Consider the following 17,577-nt stretch of genomic DNA (forward strand, 5'->3'; position numbering starts at 1 on the left):
CCCTTTGGCGTTTCTGGTGTGTGTGGGCCCGTTGCGGGCGGGTGGTTGCGTTCCAGCGGGGTTGCGTGGGCATTGACGAGGCGTGGGGGTGCATCGCTACCCATCGAGGTACCACTGCGCGGGCTCACCCGGCGCGGCATCGCACGGGCGTGCTCGCCGGTGTATCGATCCCGTGCGTGGTCAGGGCGCCGCCGCATCCTGTCGATCCCAGCCAGGTTTCCGTTCAGTGGAAACCGCACTCCCCGCTGACCGGGCCCTCGCCGCAGGATTCACGGCATCTCAGGCCATCCCTCAGCGAGGAGGAGAGCGCGTGAACAAATGGGTGTTGCCGCTGTGCTGGGCCGCTGTCCTGCTCGACGGATTCGATCTGGTCGTGCTCGGCACGGTGATTCCTGTGCTGTTGCAGGAGAAGTTGCTGACCACGGCCAGTGCGAGTGCGGTGTCCACTGCTGGGCTGGTCGGGATGATGTTGGGGGCGCTGATCATCGGCACCATCACCGACGTCATCGGGCGGCGCAAGGTGATGATTTACGCGGTGGCCGGGTTCTCTGTGTTCACGTTGGCCTGTGCGGTGGCGCAGGACGCCACGACGTTCGGGGTGCTCAGGTTCCTTGCTGGGCTTGGGCTTGGGGGTTGTTTGCCCACGGCGATCGCGTTGGTCAACGAGGCGCGGCCTCAGGCTGGTGGGCGGGCCACCACGTTGATCATGACTGGGTATCACGTGGGTGCTGTCATCACGGCGTTGCTGGGGATCGTGCTGATTCCGGATCTTGGGTGGCGGGCGTTGTTCGTGGTGGGGGCGTTGCCTGCGCTCGTGTTGATTCCGTTGATGCTCAAGTACTTGCCGGAGACGGTGGTGCGCAGGGCTCCGGCGCGCGAGGCGGTCGGATCGCTGTTCAGGCCTGGGCTGCGGAAGTCCACTGTGGCCTTCTGGGTTGCGTCGTTCATGGGGCTGTTGCTCGTGTACGGGCTCAACACCTGGTTGCCGCAGATCATGCGCAGTGCCGGGTATGAGCTCGGGACGGCGTTGGCGTTGTTGCTGACGCTCAACATCGGTGCGGTGATCGGGCTGTTGATCGCCGGTGCGGTTGCTGATCGGGTGGGGATCAGGCCGGCGGTGATCGGGTGGTTTGTTGGTGCTGTGGTGTTCTTGGCGTTGCTGAGCATCAAGTTGCCTGGGCAGACCATTTACGTGGCCGTGTTGCTGGCTGGGTGTTTTGTGTTCAGTGCGCAAGTGCTCGTTTACGCCTATGCCGGGCGGGTTTACGAGGAGAACCGCGCTACGGGGATCGGGTGGGCTGCTGGCATCGGGCGGTTGGGGGCTATCAGCGGGCCGTTGCTCGGTGGGGCGTTGCTCACAGCCGGGCTGGCGCATCCGTGGGGGTTCTACGCGTTTGCGGTGGTTGCGGCGTTGGGGGCGGTGGCTGTGGCTGCTGTGCGACTGCGGGCTAAAACGGTCGTGTCGCACTCCGGGTGATGGCACAGTCGGGTTGTGGCCCGACATGCTCCGTACGACGATCCTGGGACGCCTGACCTCCGATCGCCCTGGCGGTACCTGTGGTGGCTGGTCAAGATGCAGCGCTGGCGGGTGCTTGCCGGGGCGTGGTGGGGGTCGCTGTGGATGTGCGGGCTGATTCTGCCGCCCTACCTGATCTCGCGGGCCATTGAGGACGGTCTGCGGGGCGGTGATCGCGTTGCGCTGGTGTGGTGGTGCGGGGCGTTGCTCGGTGTGGCCGGTGCGTTGGCTCTCGTCTTCATCGCGCGGCACCGCACGATGACGTTGGTGCGGACTGACGCCTCGTTGCGGACGGCGCAGCTGGTCATCAGGCACGTCACGCGGCTTGGTGGTGTGGTGCGGCGGAAGCTGTCCACCGGGGAGATCACGTACCTGCAGAACGGGGACACCGCGCGGATCGCGCACGCGCTCACGAGTACTGGACCCGGTGTCGGGGCGGTGATCGCTTACGCGGCCACGGCGGTGTTGCTGGTGCGGATCTCACCGCTGGTGGCGGTCGTGGTGTTGCTCGGTGTGCCGGTGCTCGCGGTCGTCACCGGGCCGGTGTTGCGCAGGCTGCACGCGGTGGAGGCCGGGTATCGGCACCGCCAGGGGGAGTTGAGCTCGCGCGCCGGAGACATCGTGGCCGGGTTGCGGGTGTTGTCCGGGATCGGGGGCAAGCCGGCGTTCGAAGGGCGTTTTCGCGCGAAGTCGCATGAGGTGCTGCAGGACGGCTATCGGGTGTCCGCGTGGCTGAGCTGGGTGCAGGCGCTCACGTGGGGGCTGCCGACGCTGTTCCTCGCGGTGGTCACGTGGATCGTGGCGCGGATGGTGGTGAGCGGCGCCATCTCGATCGAGGAGATGGTCGCGGTCTACCTGTACGTCACGACGTTGATCGTGCCCGTCAGCTTCTTCATGGAGGGCGCCGACGCGATTCCGCGGGCGTTGGTGTCGGCGCGGCGGGTGGTGGACCTGTTGCGGTTGCGGCCGGCTGACGAGGGCACCGGTGCCGCGACGCTGGAGGTGAAGAGCGGCGCGTTGACGGTGGTGGCTTCGGCGAACGCGACGCTGGCACGGGAAGCGGTGGAACGGTTGCCGGGGCAGGTCGTGGTGGCGGACAACGACGACTACCTGTTCGCCGGGCCGGTGCGCGAGGCGGTGTCGGTGGGCTGCCACAGCGATGCCGAACTCGGCCAGGCGATCTGGGCGGCCGTCGCGGCGGATGTCGTGGAGGCGTTGCCGGACGGGCTCGACTCACACCTGGAGTCGCAGGGGCGCAACGTTTCCGGCGGCCAGCGGCAACGGCTCAGGCTCGTCAGGGCGTTGCTCAGCGAGCCAGAAGTGCTGGTGCTCGTCGAGCCGACGTCGGCGCTCGACGCGGTGACCGAGGCGGCGGTGGCGGAACGGGTGCGACAGGCACGAATCGGGCGGACCACCGTGGTCGTGTCGTCGTCACCGTTGTGGGCGGGACAGGCGGATCAGGTCGTGCACTTGGAGGAGGGCCGATGAACCGGCTGCCGATCGCCGGGCGGCGCGAGGTGCGGCGGGCTGCCGTGCGGCTGCTGCGGGGCGAACGACGTGCGTTGGCGGTGGTGCTCGCGCTCACCGTGCTGACGGCGCTGGCCGGGCTCGTCGGGCCGTACCTGCTCGGCAAGATCGTCGGCGGAGTGGAGAGCGGGAAGCTCACTCTCTCCACTGTGGACTGGATCGCGCTGGGCGTGCTGGGCGCGGCGGTGGCGCACCTGTTGCTGGTGCGGTACAGCGCTTTGCTGGCGACCAGGCTCGGCGAACGACTGCTGGCCTCGCTGCGCGAGGAGGCGGTGGCGCGCACGCTGGCGTTGCCGGCCCGCGTGGTGGACCGGCTGAGCACCGGCGATCTGCTCACCCGCGTGACCAGCGATGTCGGGACGATCGGGCAGGCGTTGCGGGACAGCGTGCCCGAGGTGCTCACGGGCGTGGTGCACCTCGTGGTCGTGTTCGCGGCGGTGTTCTGGCTGGATCCGGTGCTGGGTCTCGCCGCGCTGGTCGGAACGCCGTTCGTCGTGTGGGTAGTGCGCTGGTATCTCGCTCGTGCGCGCGACGCGTACCTCGCCGAGAGCGAGGCCAACGGTGACGTGGCGGAGATTTCCGCGGCGGTCGGCGAGGGCAGCCGGACGATCGAGACGTACGGGCTGCGGGACCGGATGGTCGCGGCCGCCGATGACACGATCGCGCGCTCCTACCAGGCACGGCTGCGGACTCTCAGGCTGAGGAACCGGCTGTTCCCGGTGACCAGCTTCATGAACACCGTGCCGACCGCGGTGGTGCTGCTCATCGGCGGCCTGTTCTACGCGGCGGACGGCGTCGACATCGAGGTCGTCGTCACGGCCGCGCTGTGGGTGTGGAGGCTCGTGGAGCCGATGGACCGCATCCTGTTCTGGGTCGAGTTCCTGCAGCGCGGCGGTGCGTCGTTCGCGCGGGTCGAGGGAATCGGTGCCAACGTCGAACCCGCGCCGGCCGTCCGCGAGCCGGACGGTGATCGCATCGAGGTGCGCGGCGTCCACTATTCCTATGTGGACGGCCATGAGGTCCTGCACGGCGTGGATCTCGTTGTGCAGCCGGGAGAACGGCTCGCGATCGTCGGCGTGTCCGGCGCGGGCAAGTCGACGCTCGGCAGGCTGCTCGCGGGCGTCGACCGGCCGGCCGCCGGCTCGGTGCTGGTGGGAGGGGTGCCGGTCGCGGACCTCACGGCGGCGGGCGAGCAACGGATCGTGCTGGTGACGCAGGAGCATCACGTGTTCATCGGCACCCTGCGGGAGAACCTCGCGATGGCCGCCCCCGACGCTTCGGACGAACGGCTCGTCGAAGCGCTGCGCACCGTTGACGCGCGGTGGTTCGACGAACTGCCGGACGGGCTGGACACGGCTCTCGGCGCGGGCGGGATGGAGCTGGATCCCGCGCAGGCACAACAACTCGCGCTCGCACGGGTGGAGGTCGCCGACCCGCACACGCTGGTGCTGGACGAGGCGACGTCGTCACTCGACCCCGCGACGGCCCGGCATGCCGAGCGCGCGATCGCGGCCGTGCGGGAGAGACGCACGGTGATCGCGATCGCGCACCGGCTGCAGACCGCGCGTGACGCTGACCGGATCGCGGTCGTCGACGCGGGTCGTGTCGTGGAGTTGGGGTCCCACGACGATCTGGTCGCCAGAGACGGCACCTACGCGACGCTCTGGCGTTCCTGGCACGGCGGTTAGCCCAGCTGCACGACCTTGGTCGCGTCGCCGTGCCGCACCGTCACCTCTTTCGTGCCCGCGGGAGCCAGCCACGCGTGCGGGCGCTCCTGCGGGCCGATGCGGGCCTCGAAGTCGGCGACGAGCGTGCCCTGGCCGTCCGGCAACGCCAGCACCACCGGCGAGCCCTTCACCGTCGGGCCACCGATCAGGTGGGCGTTGAACGCGCCGTCCTGCCGGTAGATGCCGCCGTACACCTCGCCGAACGCCTCGAACACCATGGCGTAACGGCCGTCGGGCAACCACGCGCAGACGCTCCAGTCACCGGTCACGTCCCAAGCGACCAGGTAGTCGAGCAACGCCGCCTTCTGCAGATCGCTCTGCGGCGACGCCGGCTTCATTCCGGGCCACGTCACGCCGGAGGGCGCGTCCGACGCGCACTCCTGCCCCGACCAGCCGAGGCCGGGATGCGGCACGAAGGCGCGTTCCGGCCGCGAGTCGAACTCGCCGCGCAGCGGTTCCCGCGTGAAGTCACCGGCCGCCGGCGGACTGCTGCCGCGGACGAACACCGGCCGTTCCGACGGCTTGGCGGTGACCACCGCGACACCGCCGGGCCCCATCTCGGCCCGTTGCCAGGTGCGGGTCAGCCGGAGGTCGGGGCCGCGCGCCGGATTCACCGACCAGAACACCTCGCTGCCCAGACCCAGCGCGACGTACGTCGAGTTGTCCGGCCCGAACCGGAACAACCCCGCCTCCTGGCCGTAGTCGACCTCGCGCTGCACCAGGGCGCCCCCTGCCACCAGACCGACGACCGTGTGCGACTCCGGTTGGTCGTTGATCCGCACGGCCTGCGCGACCAGCGCCGCCGGGCCGCTCGGCGTGTTCGCGGCCCAGAAGACGTTCGACGGCGCCGTGAAGTCCGTCACTTTGTCGTACGAGCGCCAGCCCTGCTTCCGCGCGTCGTTCCACACGGTCAACGTCTGCTCGATGAACTCGGAATCGCCCGACAGGTCTCCACTCGTCGCCGCGGTCAGCCGTGCGTCACCGGTGGCGGGTTGGTCGGGGGAGGGGCCGGTCAGCACCACCCCCGTCGTCACGCCGGCGACCAGCGCCACCACCGCGGTCACCGCCAGCAGCTTGCGCGTGTGCCGTCGTCGAGCCCCGGTCATGACGTCCCCCACGAATCCCGGCCGCACGTCCAGGTCTGCCGTCGCGGCCTCCATTGCGTCCTTCAGTTCCACGTCAGCACCTGCTCACCCATCAGTTCCCGCATGCGAGCGAGGCCGCGCGAGGTCTGGCTCTTCACCGTGCCGACGCCGCAGCCGAGCGTGCGGGCGGTGTCGGCTTCACTGAGGTCGTCGAAGAATCTCAGCACCAGAACGGCGCGCATCTTGGTAGGCAACTGCGCCAACGCCCGCACCACGCTGTCCGCGTCCACGACCTGTTGTTCGTGGCCCGTGGTGGTGGGCGTCACCGCTTGCTCGAACGGCGCTTCCGGTTTGCGTGATCGTCGCCGCCAGCGGTTCGCCGCGGCGTTGGCCAGTGCTTTGCGCGCGTACGCTTCAGGAGAAGTCTTGATTCGGCGCCACTTGCCGTACATGCCCATGAGGACGTCCTGCAGAATGTCCTCAGCGGCACCTTTGTCGCCGCCGCAGAGCAGATACGCGGTGCGCAACAGAGCCTGTGAACGCAACGCGACGAAGTCCTCGAAGTCCTGCATGTCCCCCCTCCGGCGGTTGTCGAACGTACTGACACCGGGCGGGGCGGCAAGGTTGTCGGGTGACCGTTTAGACTCAGTTCGACTCCAGACGACGAGGGAGATACGCGTGGCCGAGATGACCGTTGAACTGGTCGCCGTTGAACGCCGCCTGTGGTCCGGTAAGGCCACCTCTGTTTCGGCGCAGACGACCGAGGGCGAGATCGGCATCCTGCCCGGTCACGAGCCCGTTCTCGGCCAGCTGGTCGAGGGTGGCGTGGTGCGTGTCCGCACGACGGACGGTGGCCTGGTCACCGCGGCCGTGCATGGTGGCTTCCTCTCCGTGACCGGCACCGGCGTATCGATTCTCGCCGAGGACGCCGAGCTCGCGGGCGAGATCGACGTGGACGCGGCGCGATCGGCGCTGCAGGACGCGGACGACGCAGAGCGCGCACGTGCGGCAGCGCGCGTGCGGGCCGTGGAACAGTCGGCCTGAGAACAGGCGCGAGGGCCAAGCCGTGGGGATCACCGAGATTGCCGGACTGATCCTGCTTGGAGTGGCGATCGTCATCGTCTACTTCGCCTGGCGCCGCATCCGGCTGCTGCGTGAGGGTGGCGTGCACGTCGCGCTGCGCAGTCAGTTCGACGATCGTGGCCGTGGCTGGCATCTGGGTGTGGGGCACTACCGGGGCGACTCGTTCGCGTGGTTCCGGGTGCTCTCGCTCGGGTCCGGTCCTGATCAGCTGATCTCCAGAGACGGGCTCGAGATCGACGCGCGCCGGGAGCCCACGGGGCCGGAGACGTATGCGATGCCGGTGGGCGCGACGGTGCTGCGGTGCCGGTCCGCTGCCGGTGTGGTCGAGATCGCGATGGGCCCGGACGCGCTGACCGGATTCTTGTCCTGGTTGGAGTCATCGCCTCCGGGCCGTGCCATTCCCTGGGCTTCCTAGTAAAGCTTCTGAGCAACGAAAAGGGCGCTTCATCCACGTCAGGTGGAGGAAGCGCCCTTCGTCGTTCGTCAGGCGTTCTCGCCGAGCTGGTGTGGTCTCGTTGTGAGGGCCGGCGCCGGTCCCAGCGGGGTGGAAGCCTGCCGTGCTCATCTCACCTGGCGCAGGTGGTTGCGCAGGCATGGACGAGGCGTGGGAGTCCATCGCCGCTGCGCGACGATTGCGATTGGGGCGGGGTTTGCCGCGCGTTCGCCGACCGTGCGCCTCGCACCGCGGTCGCCGCCCCGTTCGTCAGGCGTTCTCGCCGGGCTGCCACAGCACGTCGCCGTCCGGGTTCGCCACGCGCGCCAGGATGAAGAGCAGGTCCGAGAGCCGGTTCAGGTACTTGGCCGTCAGCACGTTGGTGTGCTCCGCGTCGGCCTCGATCAACGTCCACGCCCGCCGTTCCGCGCGCCGCGCGATGGTGCGGGCCTGGTGCAGCAGGGCCGCTCCGGGGGTGCCGCCGTTCAGGATGAACGAGTCGAGCTTGCCCAGGCGTTCGTTGAACGTGTCGCAGTAGCCCTCCAGGCGGTCCACGTAGGCCTGGGTGATGCGCAGCGGCGGGTATTTCGGGTCCGGCACGATCGGCGTGCACAGGTCCGCTCCGACGTCGAACAGGTCGTTCTGCACCTTGCGCACGACGTCGTGGACGTCTTCCGCGAGCTGGCCCAGTGCCAGGGCCACGCCGAGGGACGCGTTGGTCTCGTCGACGTCCGCGTACGCCTCGATGCGGGGATCGGTCTTCGGGACGCGGGAGAAGTCGCCGAGTCCGGTCGTGCCGTCGTCGCCGACCCGTGTGTAGATCTTGGTGAGATGTACCGCCATGGCTCGCACTTTAAGGGCGTACGTAGGATTGCCGCGTGAGCGAGCATTTCCGGGTACACGGTGGCGCACGTCTGGTCGGCGAGGTTGATGTCGTCGGCGCCAAGAACAGCGTCCTCAAGTTGATGGCGGCGGCTCTGCTCTCCGAGGGCACGACAACCCTCACCAACTGCCCGGACATCCTCGACGTGCCGCTGATGGCGGACGCGTTGCGGAGCCTCGGGTGTGAGGTCGAGCTCGAAGGTGACGTGGCGAGGATCACGACGCCCAAGGAGCTGAGCTACCACGCCGATTCCGAGGCGATGGGCAAGCTCCGGGCGTCCATCTGCGTGCTCGGGCCGCTGGTCGGCCGGTGCAAGCGCGCGGTCGTGGCGCTGCCGGGCGGTGACGCGATCGGCTCGCGGCCGCTCGACATGCACCAGAGCGGGCTCGAGAAGCTCGGCGCCAAGACGTGGATCGAGCACGGCTGCATCGTCGCCGAGGCCGAGGGGCTGCACGGCGCGCAGATCTGGCTCGACTTCCCGAGCATGGGCGCCACCGAGAACATCCTGATGGCGGCCGTGCTGGCCGACGGCACGACGGTCATCGACAACGCCGCGCGCGAGCCGGAGATCATCGACCTCTGCCTGATGCTGACCCAGATGGGCGCACGGATCGAGGGTGCGGGCACGTCCACGCTGACGGTGCACGGCGTGCCCGGCCTCAAGCCGACCGAGCACCGCGTGATCGGTGACCGGATCGTCGGCGCCACCTGGGGATTCGCCGCCGTGATGACGCGCGGCGACGTCCGGGTGCGCGGCGTGAACCCGCACCACCTCGACCTGGTGCTGGAGAAGCTGCGGATGGCGGGCGCCGAGGTGACCGTCTACGAGGGCGGCGAGGACGAGGGCTTCCGGGTCGTCATGGACGGCCGGCCCAAGGCGGTCGACTTCGTGACGCTGCCGTACCCCGGTTTCGCCACCGACAACCAGCCGTTCGCGATCGCGCTGTCCGCGGTCTCCGAAGGCACCTCGATGATCACCGAGAACCTGTTCGAGGCGCGGTTCCGGTTCATCGACGAGATGATCAGGCTCGGGGCGGACGCGCGCACCGACGGTCACCACGCGGTGATCCGCGGCGTCGAGAAGCTGTCGAGCGCACCGGTGTGGGCGAGCGACATTCGCGCTGGTGCGGGGCTTGTTCTCGCCGGACTGTGCGCGGACGGGGCCACCGAGGTCTACGAGATCTTCCACATCGAGCGCGGTTACCCTGGGTTCGTGGAAAACCTCCGCAAGCTGGGCGCCGACGTGGAGCGCGTCAGCTCTTGAGCACCAGCCGCGCGTTCGCGACGTCCGCCGGGAACACCATCACCCGGTAAGGCGCGTTCCGCGACCGCGTGGCCCGCACCCCGTTCGCTTTCAACTTCTGCACCAGGACGTTCGCGGCCTCTTCCGTGGGCACGACGGCCACCTCGCTCAACAACCCGAAGTCCGTGCCGTCCAGATCCGGCACGGGCCGCCTGTCGTTGCCCGCGAAGTACCTCAACGTCAGTGCGAGCAGGCCGAGCACTCCGAACACGACAGCTGTCTGGTAGAAGCCCGTCACCTCTTCATAATGCTCTTTGTGGTCACGATTCAGTGAGCAATCGCACGCGCGGCAATGGTTACCGGCCAGTACGCTCCGGGGAACGACGATGTGGGAGGTTGCTGCTGTGCCGTACCCAGCTGACCGCGAACGCGACCGTCCCTGGGTGATGCGCACGTACGCGGGTCACTCCTCGGCTACCGCCTCCAACGCCCTTTACCGCCGGAACCTGTCGAAGGGGCAGACCGGGTTGTCAGTGGCGTTCGACTTGCCGACGCAGACCGGCTACGACCCCGACGACGAGCTCGCGAAGGGCGAGGTCGGCAAGGTCGGTGTGCCGGTCAGCCACATCGGCGACATGCGGCAGCTCTTCGACCAGATCCCGCTGAGCACTGCCAACACGTCGATGACGATCAACGCGACGGCCATGTGGCTGCTCGCCATGTACGTCACCGTGGCCGAGGAGCAGGGCGCGGACCCGTCGACGCTCGCCGGCACGACGCAGAACGACATCATCAAGGAGTACCTGTCCCGCGGCACCTACGTGTTCCCGCCGGGACCGTCGCTGCGGCTGATCACCGACATGGTCGCGTGGACCGTGTCGAACGTGCCGAAGTGGAACCCGATCAACATCTGCAGCTACCACCTCCAGGAGGTCGGCGCGACGCCGGCGCAGGAGGTCGCGTACGCGATGTGCACGGCGATCGCGGTTCTCGACTCGGTGCGCGACTCGGGTCAGGTGCCGCAGGAGAAGTTCGGTGAGGTAGTCGCCCGCATCTCCTTCTTCGTGAACGCCGGTGTGCGGTTCATCGAGGAAATGTGCAAGATGCGTGCGTTCGCCCAGCTGTGGGACGAGATCACGCTGGAGCGCTACGGCGTCGAGAACCCGAAGCACCGCCGGTTCCGCTACGGCGTGCAGGTCAACTCGCTGGGGCTCACGGAAGCACAGCCCGAGAACAACGTCCAGCGCATCGTGCTGGAGATGCTCGCGGTGTCGTTGTCCCGCAACGCCCGTGCGCGTGCGATCCAGTTGCCGGCGTGGAACGAGGCTCTTGGTCTGCCGCGTCCGTGGGACCAGCAGTGGGCGTTGCGCATGCAGCAGGTCCTGGCTTACGAGACCGATCTGCTCGAGTACGACGACATCTTCGACGGCTCACCGGTGATCGAGGCCAAGGTCAACGAGATCCTCGCCGGTGCGCGTGAGGAGATCGACCGGGTGCAGGCGATGGGTGGTGCCGTCGCAGCCGTCGAGTCCGGCTACATGAAGTCGAACCTGGTGTCGTCACTGGCAGACCGCCGCCGCCGCGTCGAGGCGGGCGAGGACGTCGTGGTGGGCGTCAACAAGTTCGACACCACCGAGCCGTCGCCGTTGCAGGCCGAGGGCGCGAACGCGATCGAGACCATCGACCCGATCGTCGAGATGCACGCCGTCGAGGCGATCCAGCAGTGGCGCGCCAACCGCGACAACGCTGCTGTTGCCGCTTCATTGGACGCGTTGCGTGAGGCCGCGAAGACCGATCAGAACCTGGTTGAGGTGACGCTGGCGTGTGCGCGCGCCGGTGTGACGACCGGTGAGTGGTCGCAGGCGTTGCGTGAGACGTTCGGCGAATACCGCGCGCCCACGGGCGTTTCCGGCGCTTCGGCGTCGGGCGAGGCCGGTTCGGAGATCGCCCGCGTGCGCGACCGGGTGCGCACGACCGGTGAGGAGATCGGCGAACGGCTGCGCATGCTGGTCGGCAAGCCGGGCCTCGACGGGCACTCCAACGGTGCCGAACAGGTGGCCGTGCGAGCGCGCGACGTCGGTTTCGAGGTCGTCTACCAGGGCATTCGCCTCACGCCGTCGCAGATCGTGTCCGCGGCCGTGCAGGAGGACGTGCACGTCGTCGGCCTGTCGATCCTGTCCGGTTCGCACCTCGAGGTCGTGCCCGCAGTGGTCGACGGACTGCGCGCGGCCGGCGCCGGGGACATCCCGGTGATCGTCGGCGGCATCATCCCGCCGGACGACGCCGCGAAGCTGCGCGATCGGGGTGTGGCGCGGGTGTTCACGCCGAAGGACTACGAGCTGACCCAGATCATGGACGAGATCGTCACCGTGATCCGTGAGGTGCATTCGCTGTAGCAGGGCCTTAGGGTCACTGAGATGGTCGACGTTGCGCGTGAGGGTTCGGTAGTCCGGATCACGATGAACCGTGCGGCGAAGCGCAACGCGCTGTCCGCCGAGCACTTGAGCGAACTGCTGGACGCGTTCCGCGAGGTGCGCACGTCAGATGCGGCGGGCATTGTGCTGGCCGCGGAAGGCCCCGTCTTCTCGGCTGGGCACGACTTCGCGGACGTGCACGCCCGTGACGAGGAAGGTGTGCGGCTGCTGCTGGAGCTGTGCACGGTGCTGATGAAGACCATCCAGTCCGCGCCGCAGGTGGTCATCGCGCGAGTGCAGGGGCTGGCGACGGCGGCCGGGTGTCAGCTGGTGGCGTCGTGTGACCTGGCGGTCGCGGCGGACACGGCCGGGTTCTCGTTGCCAGGCGGCAAAGCCGGGTGGTTCTGCCACACGCCTGCCGTGCCGGTGGCGCGGTCGATCGGGCGCAAGCGTTTGATGGAGCTGGTCCTCACCGGTGACGTGATCGACGCGGCGACGGCGGTGGAGTGGGGCCTGATCAACCGCGCGGTGCCGGTCGGCGAGCTGGACGCGGCGACGGACGAGCTGCTGGCGCGGGCCACGCGGGGCAGCCGCGCGTCGAAGGCCATCGGCAAGCGCACGATCTACGCGCAGCTGGACCGGCCGGAGATCGACGGGTACGAGATCGCGCTGTCCGTCATGGCCGAGACCTCGCAGTCCCCGTCAGCCAAAGAGGGACGGGCGTCGTTCCTGGAGAAGCGGCAGCCCGTGTGGCCCGACTAGTCGCGAGGAGCTTCAGCGCGTCCGCGTTCGGGCCGGGCTCCGCCTGGTAGATCACCAGGAACTGGCCGGGCGCCTCGCGGACGTCGAACGAGTGGTAGTTCAGCTTCAGCGCGCCGACGGCCGGGTGCACGAACTCCTTGGCGTCCTGGGTCTTCCCGCGCACCTCGTGCTGGTCCCAGAGCTCGCGGAACGTCGAGCTCTCGCTGAGCGCCTCCACCATCTGCCGCAGGCGCGGTGACTTCGGGTCGGCGGTCTGGCGCAGGTGTCCGACGGTGCTCTGCGCGACCCAGTTCCAGCGCGGGTAGAAACTCGCGGCGGCGGGGTCGAGGAACGTCATCCTGGCGGCGTTGTCGGCGGGCGTGAACGGCTCGTAGAGAGCCTCGGCCAGCGGGTTCACCGCGAGGATGTCGAGCAGCGAGTTCATCACGAACGCGGGCATGTCGTGCATGCCGCCGATGAGCCGCATCAGTTCCGGGCTGACCTTGTCGGTCGAATGACCTTCGTCCGCGACGACTCCGGCGAGGCGGTGCAGGTGCGCCCGCGCGTCGGTGTCGAGCTGGAGCGCGCGGCTCAGGGCGTCGAGGACCTGCGCCGACGGGTTGGTCTCACGGCCCTGTTCGAGGCGGGCGTAGTAGTCCGCGCTCACGCCGGCCAGCACCGCGACCTCTTCCCTGCGCAGGCCCTTGACCTTGCGCTGGGTGTGGCTCGGCAGGCCCGCGTCCTGGGGGTTGACGCGGGCGCGGTGGGCTTTCAGGAACTCGCCTAGCACGGTTCCGAGGTTATTACGCGGCTTGGTTTTCTGCCTGGGTGTGCCACACCTAGGGAGAAGGTGTCCTGGTAGGGGCCGTGTCGCGGGCCGATCGTTGGTGCCATGAGCGAAAAAGTTGTGGTGATCAGCGGAGCTTCCAGCGGCATCGGCGAGGCGACGGCCCGCGTCCTGGCCAAGGCCGGGCACCAGGTGTTCCTGGGGGCACGGCGGGAGGACCGGCTGGCGGCGCTGGCCGACGAGATCGGTGGCGCCTACGCGCCGTTGGACGTGACCTCCCGCGAGTCGTTCCAGTCCTTTGTGGACGCGGCCGTGGAGCGGTACGGCCGGGTCGACGTGCTCGTGAACAACGCGGGCGTGATGCCGTTGTCCCTCATGGACTCGCTGAAGGTCGACGAGTGGGACCGCATGGTGGACGTGAACATCAAGGGCGTGCTGAACGGCATCGCCGCCGTGCTGCCGCGTTTCACGGGCGGCGGGCACGTCGTGAACGTCGCCTCGATCGGTGCGCACATGGTGATGCCGACCGCCGCCGTGTACTGCGCGACCAAGTACGCGGTGTGGGCGCTGTCCGAGGGGCTGCGCCAGGAGCGCGACGACCTGCGCGTCACCGTGATCTCGCCCGGTGTCACGGAGTCCGAGCTGGCGGACACCATCACCGAGGACTTCGCGGCCTCGTTGATGGAGGACTTCCGCAAGCTCGCGCTGCCGGCGTCCGCCATCGGTGACGCCATCGCCTACGCGATCTCGCAGCCGGCGGAGGTCGACGTGAACGAGATCGTGGTGCGGCCGGTGTCCCAGCGCTAAGCGCTCAGGCGCCGGTGGTCGAGCCGGGCCGGAGGATCATCAACACCGTCACCGTCGCCCACAACAGGTTGAAGACACCGGTGTACATGGCGAGGTGCTTGATGTCCTTGGTTTTGATGGCCTTCTCTTGGCCTGGCAGGATTTTGAGAGCCAGCACGAACGCGGCGGCGGTGGTGAGCGCGATCGACACGATCACCCACGGGTGGCCGGTCACGCCCATCACGCCGGCCGTCGCGAACCCGAAGACCGGCACCGAGATGCCGATCAGGGCGTAGACGCGGCAGATCCGGTGCAGCAGTTCGGGGTTGCCGTTGTCCCGGACCGCTTTCGGGAACATGCTGGCGGCGACCGTCACCGGGCCGATCGCGATGATCGCGGCCAGGACGTGCAGCGAGAGGAACAGCTTGCTCACGCCGCCCTCCAGACGGTGCCGCGGCGCTCGTGCGAGAAGAGGGTTTCCACTTCGAGTGCCTGCTGGGCGCCGATCTCGCGTTCGACCAGGTAGAGGCCCAGATCGACACCCGAGGTGACACCGGCGGCGGTGACCAGGTCGCCGTCGTCGACGACGCGGGCGCGGACGGCGTTGACGCCCATGGATTCCAGCGCGTGCAGGCCGAGGTGGTTGGTGGTGGCGTTGCGGCCCTTGATCAGGCCGGCCATGGCCAGCACCAGCGATCCGCCGCACACGGTCGCGATGAGCGCGGTGGCGTCCTTCACCGCGGGGCCGACGGTGGCGGCAGCCGCGTTGAGCAGGGCCAGCGTCGTGGTGTCGTCGAGCGCCGCCGCTCCGGGGATGATGACCAGGTCTGCTTCTTTCGCGGTCAGCCGGCCGGTCGCGGTGAGGGACAACAGGTTCAGGCCCGCGGGGACCTCGCGGGCTCCCTCGACCGTCACCAGTTCGGCCCGGATGCCGCCCGCGGCCAGCGTTTCGTAGGGGCCGATCACGTCCAACGGGTCGAAGCCGTCGAACAACACCACTTGAGCTTTCACTGCGCTGACTCCTTCGTCGGTGATCACGACGGTAGAAGGGTTCCGGTGCTCGCAGAACTGGCTGGAATGCCATGTTCCAACGGATTCTCGCCAGCTATGGTGGTTGACGTGCACGAGGTTGCCGTAGTAGCGATGGACAGCGTGGTCCCGTTCGACTTCGCCGTGGCGGTCGACGGGTTCAACTGGACCGGGCGGTACCGGGTCCGGGTCTGCGGTCCGAAGAGGACGGTCAAGGCCGAGCTGTTCGAACTGAAAGTGCCGCACGGCTTGGAGTTGTTGTCCGAAGTGGACACAATTGTGCTGCCCGGCCACGATCCGGACCTGGTCATCCCGAAGCAGGTGATCGGGGCGCTGCGGCAGGCCGCGGCGAGGGGCACGCGAATCGCGTCGATCTGCTCGGGCGCCTTCGTGTTCGCGGCCACCGGGTTGCTGGACGGGCTCCGGGTCACCACGCACTGGCTGGCGGCGGAGGAACTGGCCGCGAGGTTCCCTGCGGTCGAGGTCGACCCGGACGTGCTTTACGTCGACAACGGGCAGTTCCTCACGTCCGCGGGCGCCGCGGCGGGCCTTGACCTGTGCCTGCACATGATCCGGCGCGATCACGGGTCGGCGGTGGCGGCCGATGCGGCGCGGTTGGCCGTGATGCCGTTGGAGCGAGAAGGCGGGCAGGCGCAGTTCATCGTGACGCCGCCGGTGGCGCCTCAGGGTGCGGAGCTCGAACCGGTGCTGCGGTGGATGGAGGCCAACGCCGCGCGCGATCTCACGTTGGAGGACCTGGCGCGGCAGGCGGGGATGAGCACGCGGACGTTGAACCGGCGGTTCCGCGAGCAGACCGGGACGACGCCGTTGCAGTGGCTGCACCGGGCGCGGGTGCGCCAGGCGCAGCACCTTTTGGAGACGACCAAGGACTCGGTGGAGCTGATCGCGAGCAGGGTCGGGTTCGGTTCGGCCACGGCGTTCCGCGACAGGTTCAAGCGGATCGCCGGGACCTCACCCAACGCCTACCGGTCGGCGTTTCAGGGTTGCCAGAACTAGGGCCGCCAGAATTTAAGGCTGGGAGTGCTCGTGCAGCAGCAGAAGCGTGTAGGCGGCGATCGACTGGGCGTCGGTGATCTCGCCCTTCGCGATCATCGCCTCGAACTCCGCGCGCGGGAACCACGCCGAGCGCATGTCCTGCTCCTCCAGCTCCCGCTCGTGGAACCCTTCGGTGAGCTGGGTGGCGAGGAACACGCGGCCGCGTTGCGACGTCATGCCCGGCGCGACGTCGAGCAGTCCGAGCTCGATCATCTTGCCGGCGCGCAACCCCGTCTCCTCGCGGAGCTCGCGGCCGGCCAGCTCCAGCGGATCGGAGTCGGCGCGGTCGGGCGCGGTGCCCTGGGGGAACTCCCAGCGGCGCAGCCCGAGCGGGTAGCGGAACTGCTCGACGAGGCGAATGCGCTCGCCGTCGAGCGGGATGACCAGTGCGTAGTCGGGCTTGTCCACCACGCCGTAGATGCCGTCAGTACCGTCCGCGCGGCGGATCGGGTCTTCGCGAACGGTCATCCACGGGTTTGCGTACACCTGACGGGTGCCGAGGCTTTCCACGGCACGGACCGTACCTAACGTCCCGATTCTGGACACACCCCGTAGCCTGTCGCGGTGCGTCTCGTCATCGCTCGCTGCCAGGTCGACTACGTAGGCCGACTCACCGCCCATCTGCCCATGGCTCAGCGCCTGCTGCTGATCAAGGCCGACGGCTCGGTGTCGATCCACTCCGACGACCGCGCCTACAAGCCGCTGAACTGGATGAGCCCGCCCTGCTGGCTGATCGAGGACCCGGACATCTGGACCGTGCAGAACAAGGCGGGGGAGAAGCTGATCATCACCCTCGAAGAGGTCATGCACGACTCCAAGCACGAGCTCGGCCCGGAGCCCGGCCTGCAGAAGGACGGCGTGGAAGCCGACCTGCAGAAGCTGCTCGCCGAGCACGTCACCACCCTCGGCGACGGCTGGTCCCTGGTGCGCCGCGAGTTCCCGACCCCGATCGGCCCGGTCGACCTGATGTGCCGCGACTCCTCCGGCAAGTCGGTCGCCGTGGAGATCAAGCGCCGCGGCGAGATCGACGGCGTCGAGCAGCTGACCCGATACCTGGAGCTGCTCAACCGCGACCCGCTGCTGGCACCGGTGCGGGGCGTGTTCGCGGCGCAGCAGATCAAGCCGCAGGCGCGGGTACTGGCCGAGGACCGCGGGATCCGGTGCGTGGTGCTGGACTACGACGCGTTGCGCGGGATCGAGCCGGACGAGTTCCGCCTGTTCTGATCAACCGCTGCCGAACATGCCGATGGCCTGGATCGCCGCTGTG

At 68.6% G+C, this 17,577-nt stretch carries 19 protein-coding genes; 11 read left to right on the plus strand and 8 right to left on the minus strand.

The window, feature by feature from the left end:
* Positions 1-310 precede the first annotated feature (310 nt).
* Genes ACWGE0_RS32060 through ACWGE0_RS32070 form a run of 3 tightly spaced genes read left to right on the plus strand, consistent with a single transcriptional unit; the run spans position 311 to position 4,731 of the window.
* On the plus strand, positions 311-1,477 hold the full coding sequence (locus tag ACWGE0_RS32060; RefSeq protein WP_452264651.1) for an MFS transporter: 1,167 nt from the start codon (positions 311-313) through the stop codon (positions 1,475-1,477).
* A 15-nt stretch (positions 1,478-1,492) separates the two neighbouring features.
* Positions 1,493-3,004: an ABC transporter transmembrane domain-containing protein gene (locus ACWGE0_RS32065; RefSeq protein ID WP_452264652.1), complete on the plus strand. Its 1,512-nt coding sequence runs from the start codon at positions 1,493-1,495 to the stop codon at positions 3,002-3,004.
* Positions 3,001-4,731: an ABC transporter ATP-binding protein gene (locus ACWGE0_RS32070; protein ID WP_452264653.1), complete on the plus strand. Its 1,731-nt coding sequence runs from the start codon at positions 3,001-3,003 to the stop codon at positions 4,729-4,731. Before ACWGE0_RS32065 ends, ACWGE0_RS32070 begins: the two co-directional genes overlap by 4 nt.
* Here the strand turns inward: ACWGE0_RS32070 and ACWGE0_RS32075 are convergent.
* Positions 4,728-5,948, minus strand: a complete 1,221-nt coding sequence (locus ACWGE0_RS32075) for a hypothetical protein (protein ID WP_452264654.1) — start codon at positions 5,946-5,948, stop codon at positions 4,728-4,730. The genes ACWGE0_RS32070 and ACWGE0_RS32075 overlap by 4 nt on opposite strands.
* On the minus strand, positions 5,939-6,427 hold the full coding sequence (locus ACWGE0_RS32080) for a SigE family RNA polymerase sigma factor (protein WP_452264655.1): 489 nt from the start codon (positions 6,425-6,427) through the stop codon (positions 5,939-5,941). Before ACWGE0_RS32080 ends, ACWGE0_RS32075 begins: the two co-directional genes overlap by 10 nt.
* Before the next feature lie 106 nt (positions 6,428-6,533).
* Between ACWGE0_RS32080 and ACWGE0_RS32085 the strand changes: the two genes are divergently transcribed.
* On the plus strand, positions 6,534-6,899 hold the full coding sequence (locus tag ACWGE0_RS32085; RefSeq protein ID WP_204763922.1) for a F0F1 ATP synthase subunit epsilon: 366 nt from the start codon (positions 6,534-6,536) through the stop codon (positions 6,897-6,899).
* Positions 6,900-6,921: 22 nt separating this feature from the next.
* On the plus strand, positions 6,922-7,353 hold the full coding sequence (locus ACWGE0_RS32090; RefSeq protein ID WP_452264656.1) for a DUF2550 domain-containing protein: 432 nt from the start codon (positions 6,922-6,924) through the stop codon (positions 7,351-7,353).
* Between the two features lie 288 nt (positions 7,354-7,641).
* On the opposite strand, the gene ACWGE0_RS32095 is transcribed toward ACWGE0_RS32090, so the two are convergent.
* Positions 7,642-8,214, minus strand: coding sequence for a cob(I)yrinic acid a,c-diamide adenosyltransferase (locus ACWGE0_RS32095; RefSeq protein ID WP_452264657.1), 573 nt, complete (start codon positions 8,212-8,214; stop codon positions 7,642-7,644).
* A 35-nt stretch (positions 8,215-8,249) separates the two neighbouring features.
* Here ACWGE0_RS32095 and murA point away from each other — a divergent pair, with 35 nt between their 5' ends.
* Complete coding sequence (gene murA, locus ACWGE0_RS32100) at positions 8,250-9,518, plus strand: UDP-N-acetylglucosamine 1-carboxyvinyltransferase (protein ID WP_452264658.1); 1,269 nt, start codon at positions 8,250-8,252, stop codon at positions 9,516-9,518.
* Here murA and ACWGE0_RS32105 read toward each other — a convergent pair.
* The gene (locus ACWGE0_RS32105) at positions 9,508-9,795 is read right to left on the minus strand and encodes a hypothetical protein (protein ID WP_452264659.1); all 288 of its coding nucleotides are present in this window, start codon (positions 9,793-9,795) and stop codon (positions 9,508-9,510) included. The genes murA and ACWGE0_RS32105 overlap by 11 nt on opposite strands.
* 106 nt (positions 9,796-9,901) lie before the next feature.
* On the opposite strand from ACWGE0_RS32105, the gene ACWGE0_RS32110 reads away from it, so the two are divergent.
* Both ACWGE0_RS32110 and ACWGE0_RS32115 read left to right on the plus strand, forming a co-directional pair.
* Complete coding sequence (locus tag ACWGE0_RS32110) at positions 9,902-11,893, plus strand: protein meaA (RefSeq protein WP_452264660.1); 1,992 nt, start codon at positions 9,902-9,904, stop codon at positions 11,891-11,893.
* A gap of 21 nt (positions 11,894-11,914) precedes the next feature.
* On the plus strand, positions 11,915-12,673 hold the full coding sequence (locus tag ACWGE0_RS32115; RefSeq protein WP_452264661.1) for an enoyl-CoA hydratase-related protein: 759 nt from the start codon (positions 11,915-11,917) through the stop codon (positions 12,671-12,673).
* On the opposite strand, the gene ACWGE0_RS32120 is transcribed toward ACWGE0_RS32115, so the two are convergent.
* Positions 12,588-13,442 (minus strand): helix-turn-helix transcriptional regulator, encoded by an 855-nt coding sequence (locus ACWGE0_RS32120; RefSeq protein WP_452264662.1) that lies wholly within the window; start codon positions 13,440-13,442, stop codon positions 12,588-12,590. The genes ACWGE0_RS32115 and ACWGE0_RS32120 overlap by 86 nt on opposite strands.
* 102 nt (positions 13,443-13,544) lie before the next feature.
* Here ACWGE0_RS32120 and ACWGE0_RS32125 point away from each other — a divergent pair, with 102 nt between their 5' ends.
* Positions 13,545-14,246: an SDR family oxidoreductase gene (locus ACWGE0_RS32125; RefSeq protein ID WP_452264663.1), complete on the plus strand. Its 702-nt coding sequence runs from the start codon at positions 13,545-13,547 to the stop codon at positions 14,244-14,246.
* A 4-nt stretch (positions 14,247-14,250) separates the two neighbouring features.
* On the opposite strand, the gene ACWGE0_RS32130 is transcribed toward ACWGE0_RS32125, so the two are convergent.
* Together ACWGE0_RS32130 and ACWGE0_RS32135 are read right to left on the minus strand one after the other, a co-directional pair.
* A complete protein-coding gene (locus tag ACWGE0_RS32130; protein ID WP_452264664.1) occupies positions 14,251-14,658 on the minus strand; it encodes a hypothetical protein in 408 nt (135 codons plus the stop codon).
* The gene (locus tag ACWGE0_RS32135; protein ID WP_452264665.1) at positions 14,655-15,236 is read right to left on the minus strand and encodes a DJ-1/PfpI family protein; all 582 of its coding nucleotides are present in this window, start codon (positions 15,234-15,236) and stop codon (positions 14,655-14,657) included. Before ACWGE0_RS32135 ends, ACWGE0_RS32130 begins: the two co-directional genes overlap by 4 nt.
* 108 nt (positions 15,237-15,344) lie before the next feature.
* On the opposite strand from ACWGE0_RS32135, the gene ACWGE0_RS32140 reads away from it, so the two are divergent.
* Positions 15,345-16,271 carry a GlxA family transcriptional regulator gene (locus tag ACWGE0_RS32140; protein ID WP_452264666.1) on the plus strand — a complete coding sequence of 309 codons (927 nt, stop codon included), beginning with the start codon at positions 15,345-15,347 and terminating at the stop codon, positions 16,269-16,271.
* A gap of 12 nt (positions 16,272-16,283) precedes the next feature.
* Here the strand turns inward: ACWGE0_RS32140 and ACWGE0_RS32145 are convergent, their stop codons facing one another.
* Positions 16,284-16,820, minus strand: coding sequence for an NUDIX hydrolase (locus ACWGE0_RS32145; RefSeq protein ID WP_319965971.1), 537 nt, complete (start codon positions 16,818-16,820; stop codon positions 16,284-16,286).
* Positions 16,821-16,874: 54 nt separating this feature from the next.
* Here ACWGE0_RS32145 and nucS point away from each other — a divergent pair, with 54 nt between their 5' ends.
* The gene (gene nucS, locus ACWGE0_RS32150) at positions 16,875-17,534 is read left to right on the plus strand and encodes an endonuclease NucS (protein ID WP_452264667.1); all 660 of its coding nucleotides are present in this window, start codon (positions 16,875-16,877) and stop codon (positions 17,532-17,534) included.
* Positions 17,535-17,577: the final 43 nt, after the last annotated feature.

This window comes from Lentzea sp. NPDC054927 (assembly GCF_053610285.1).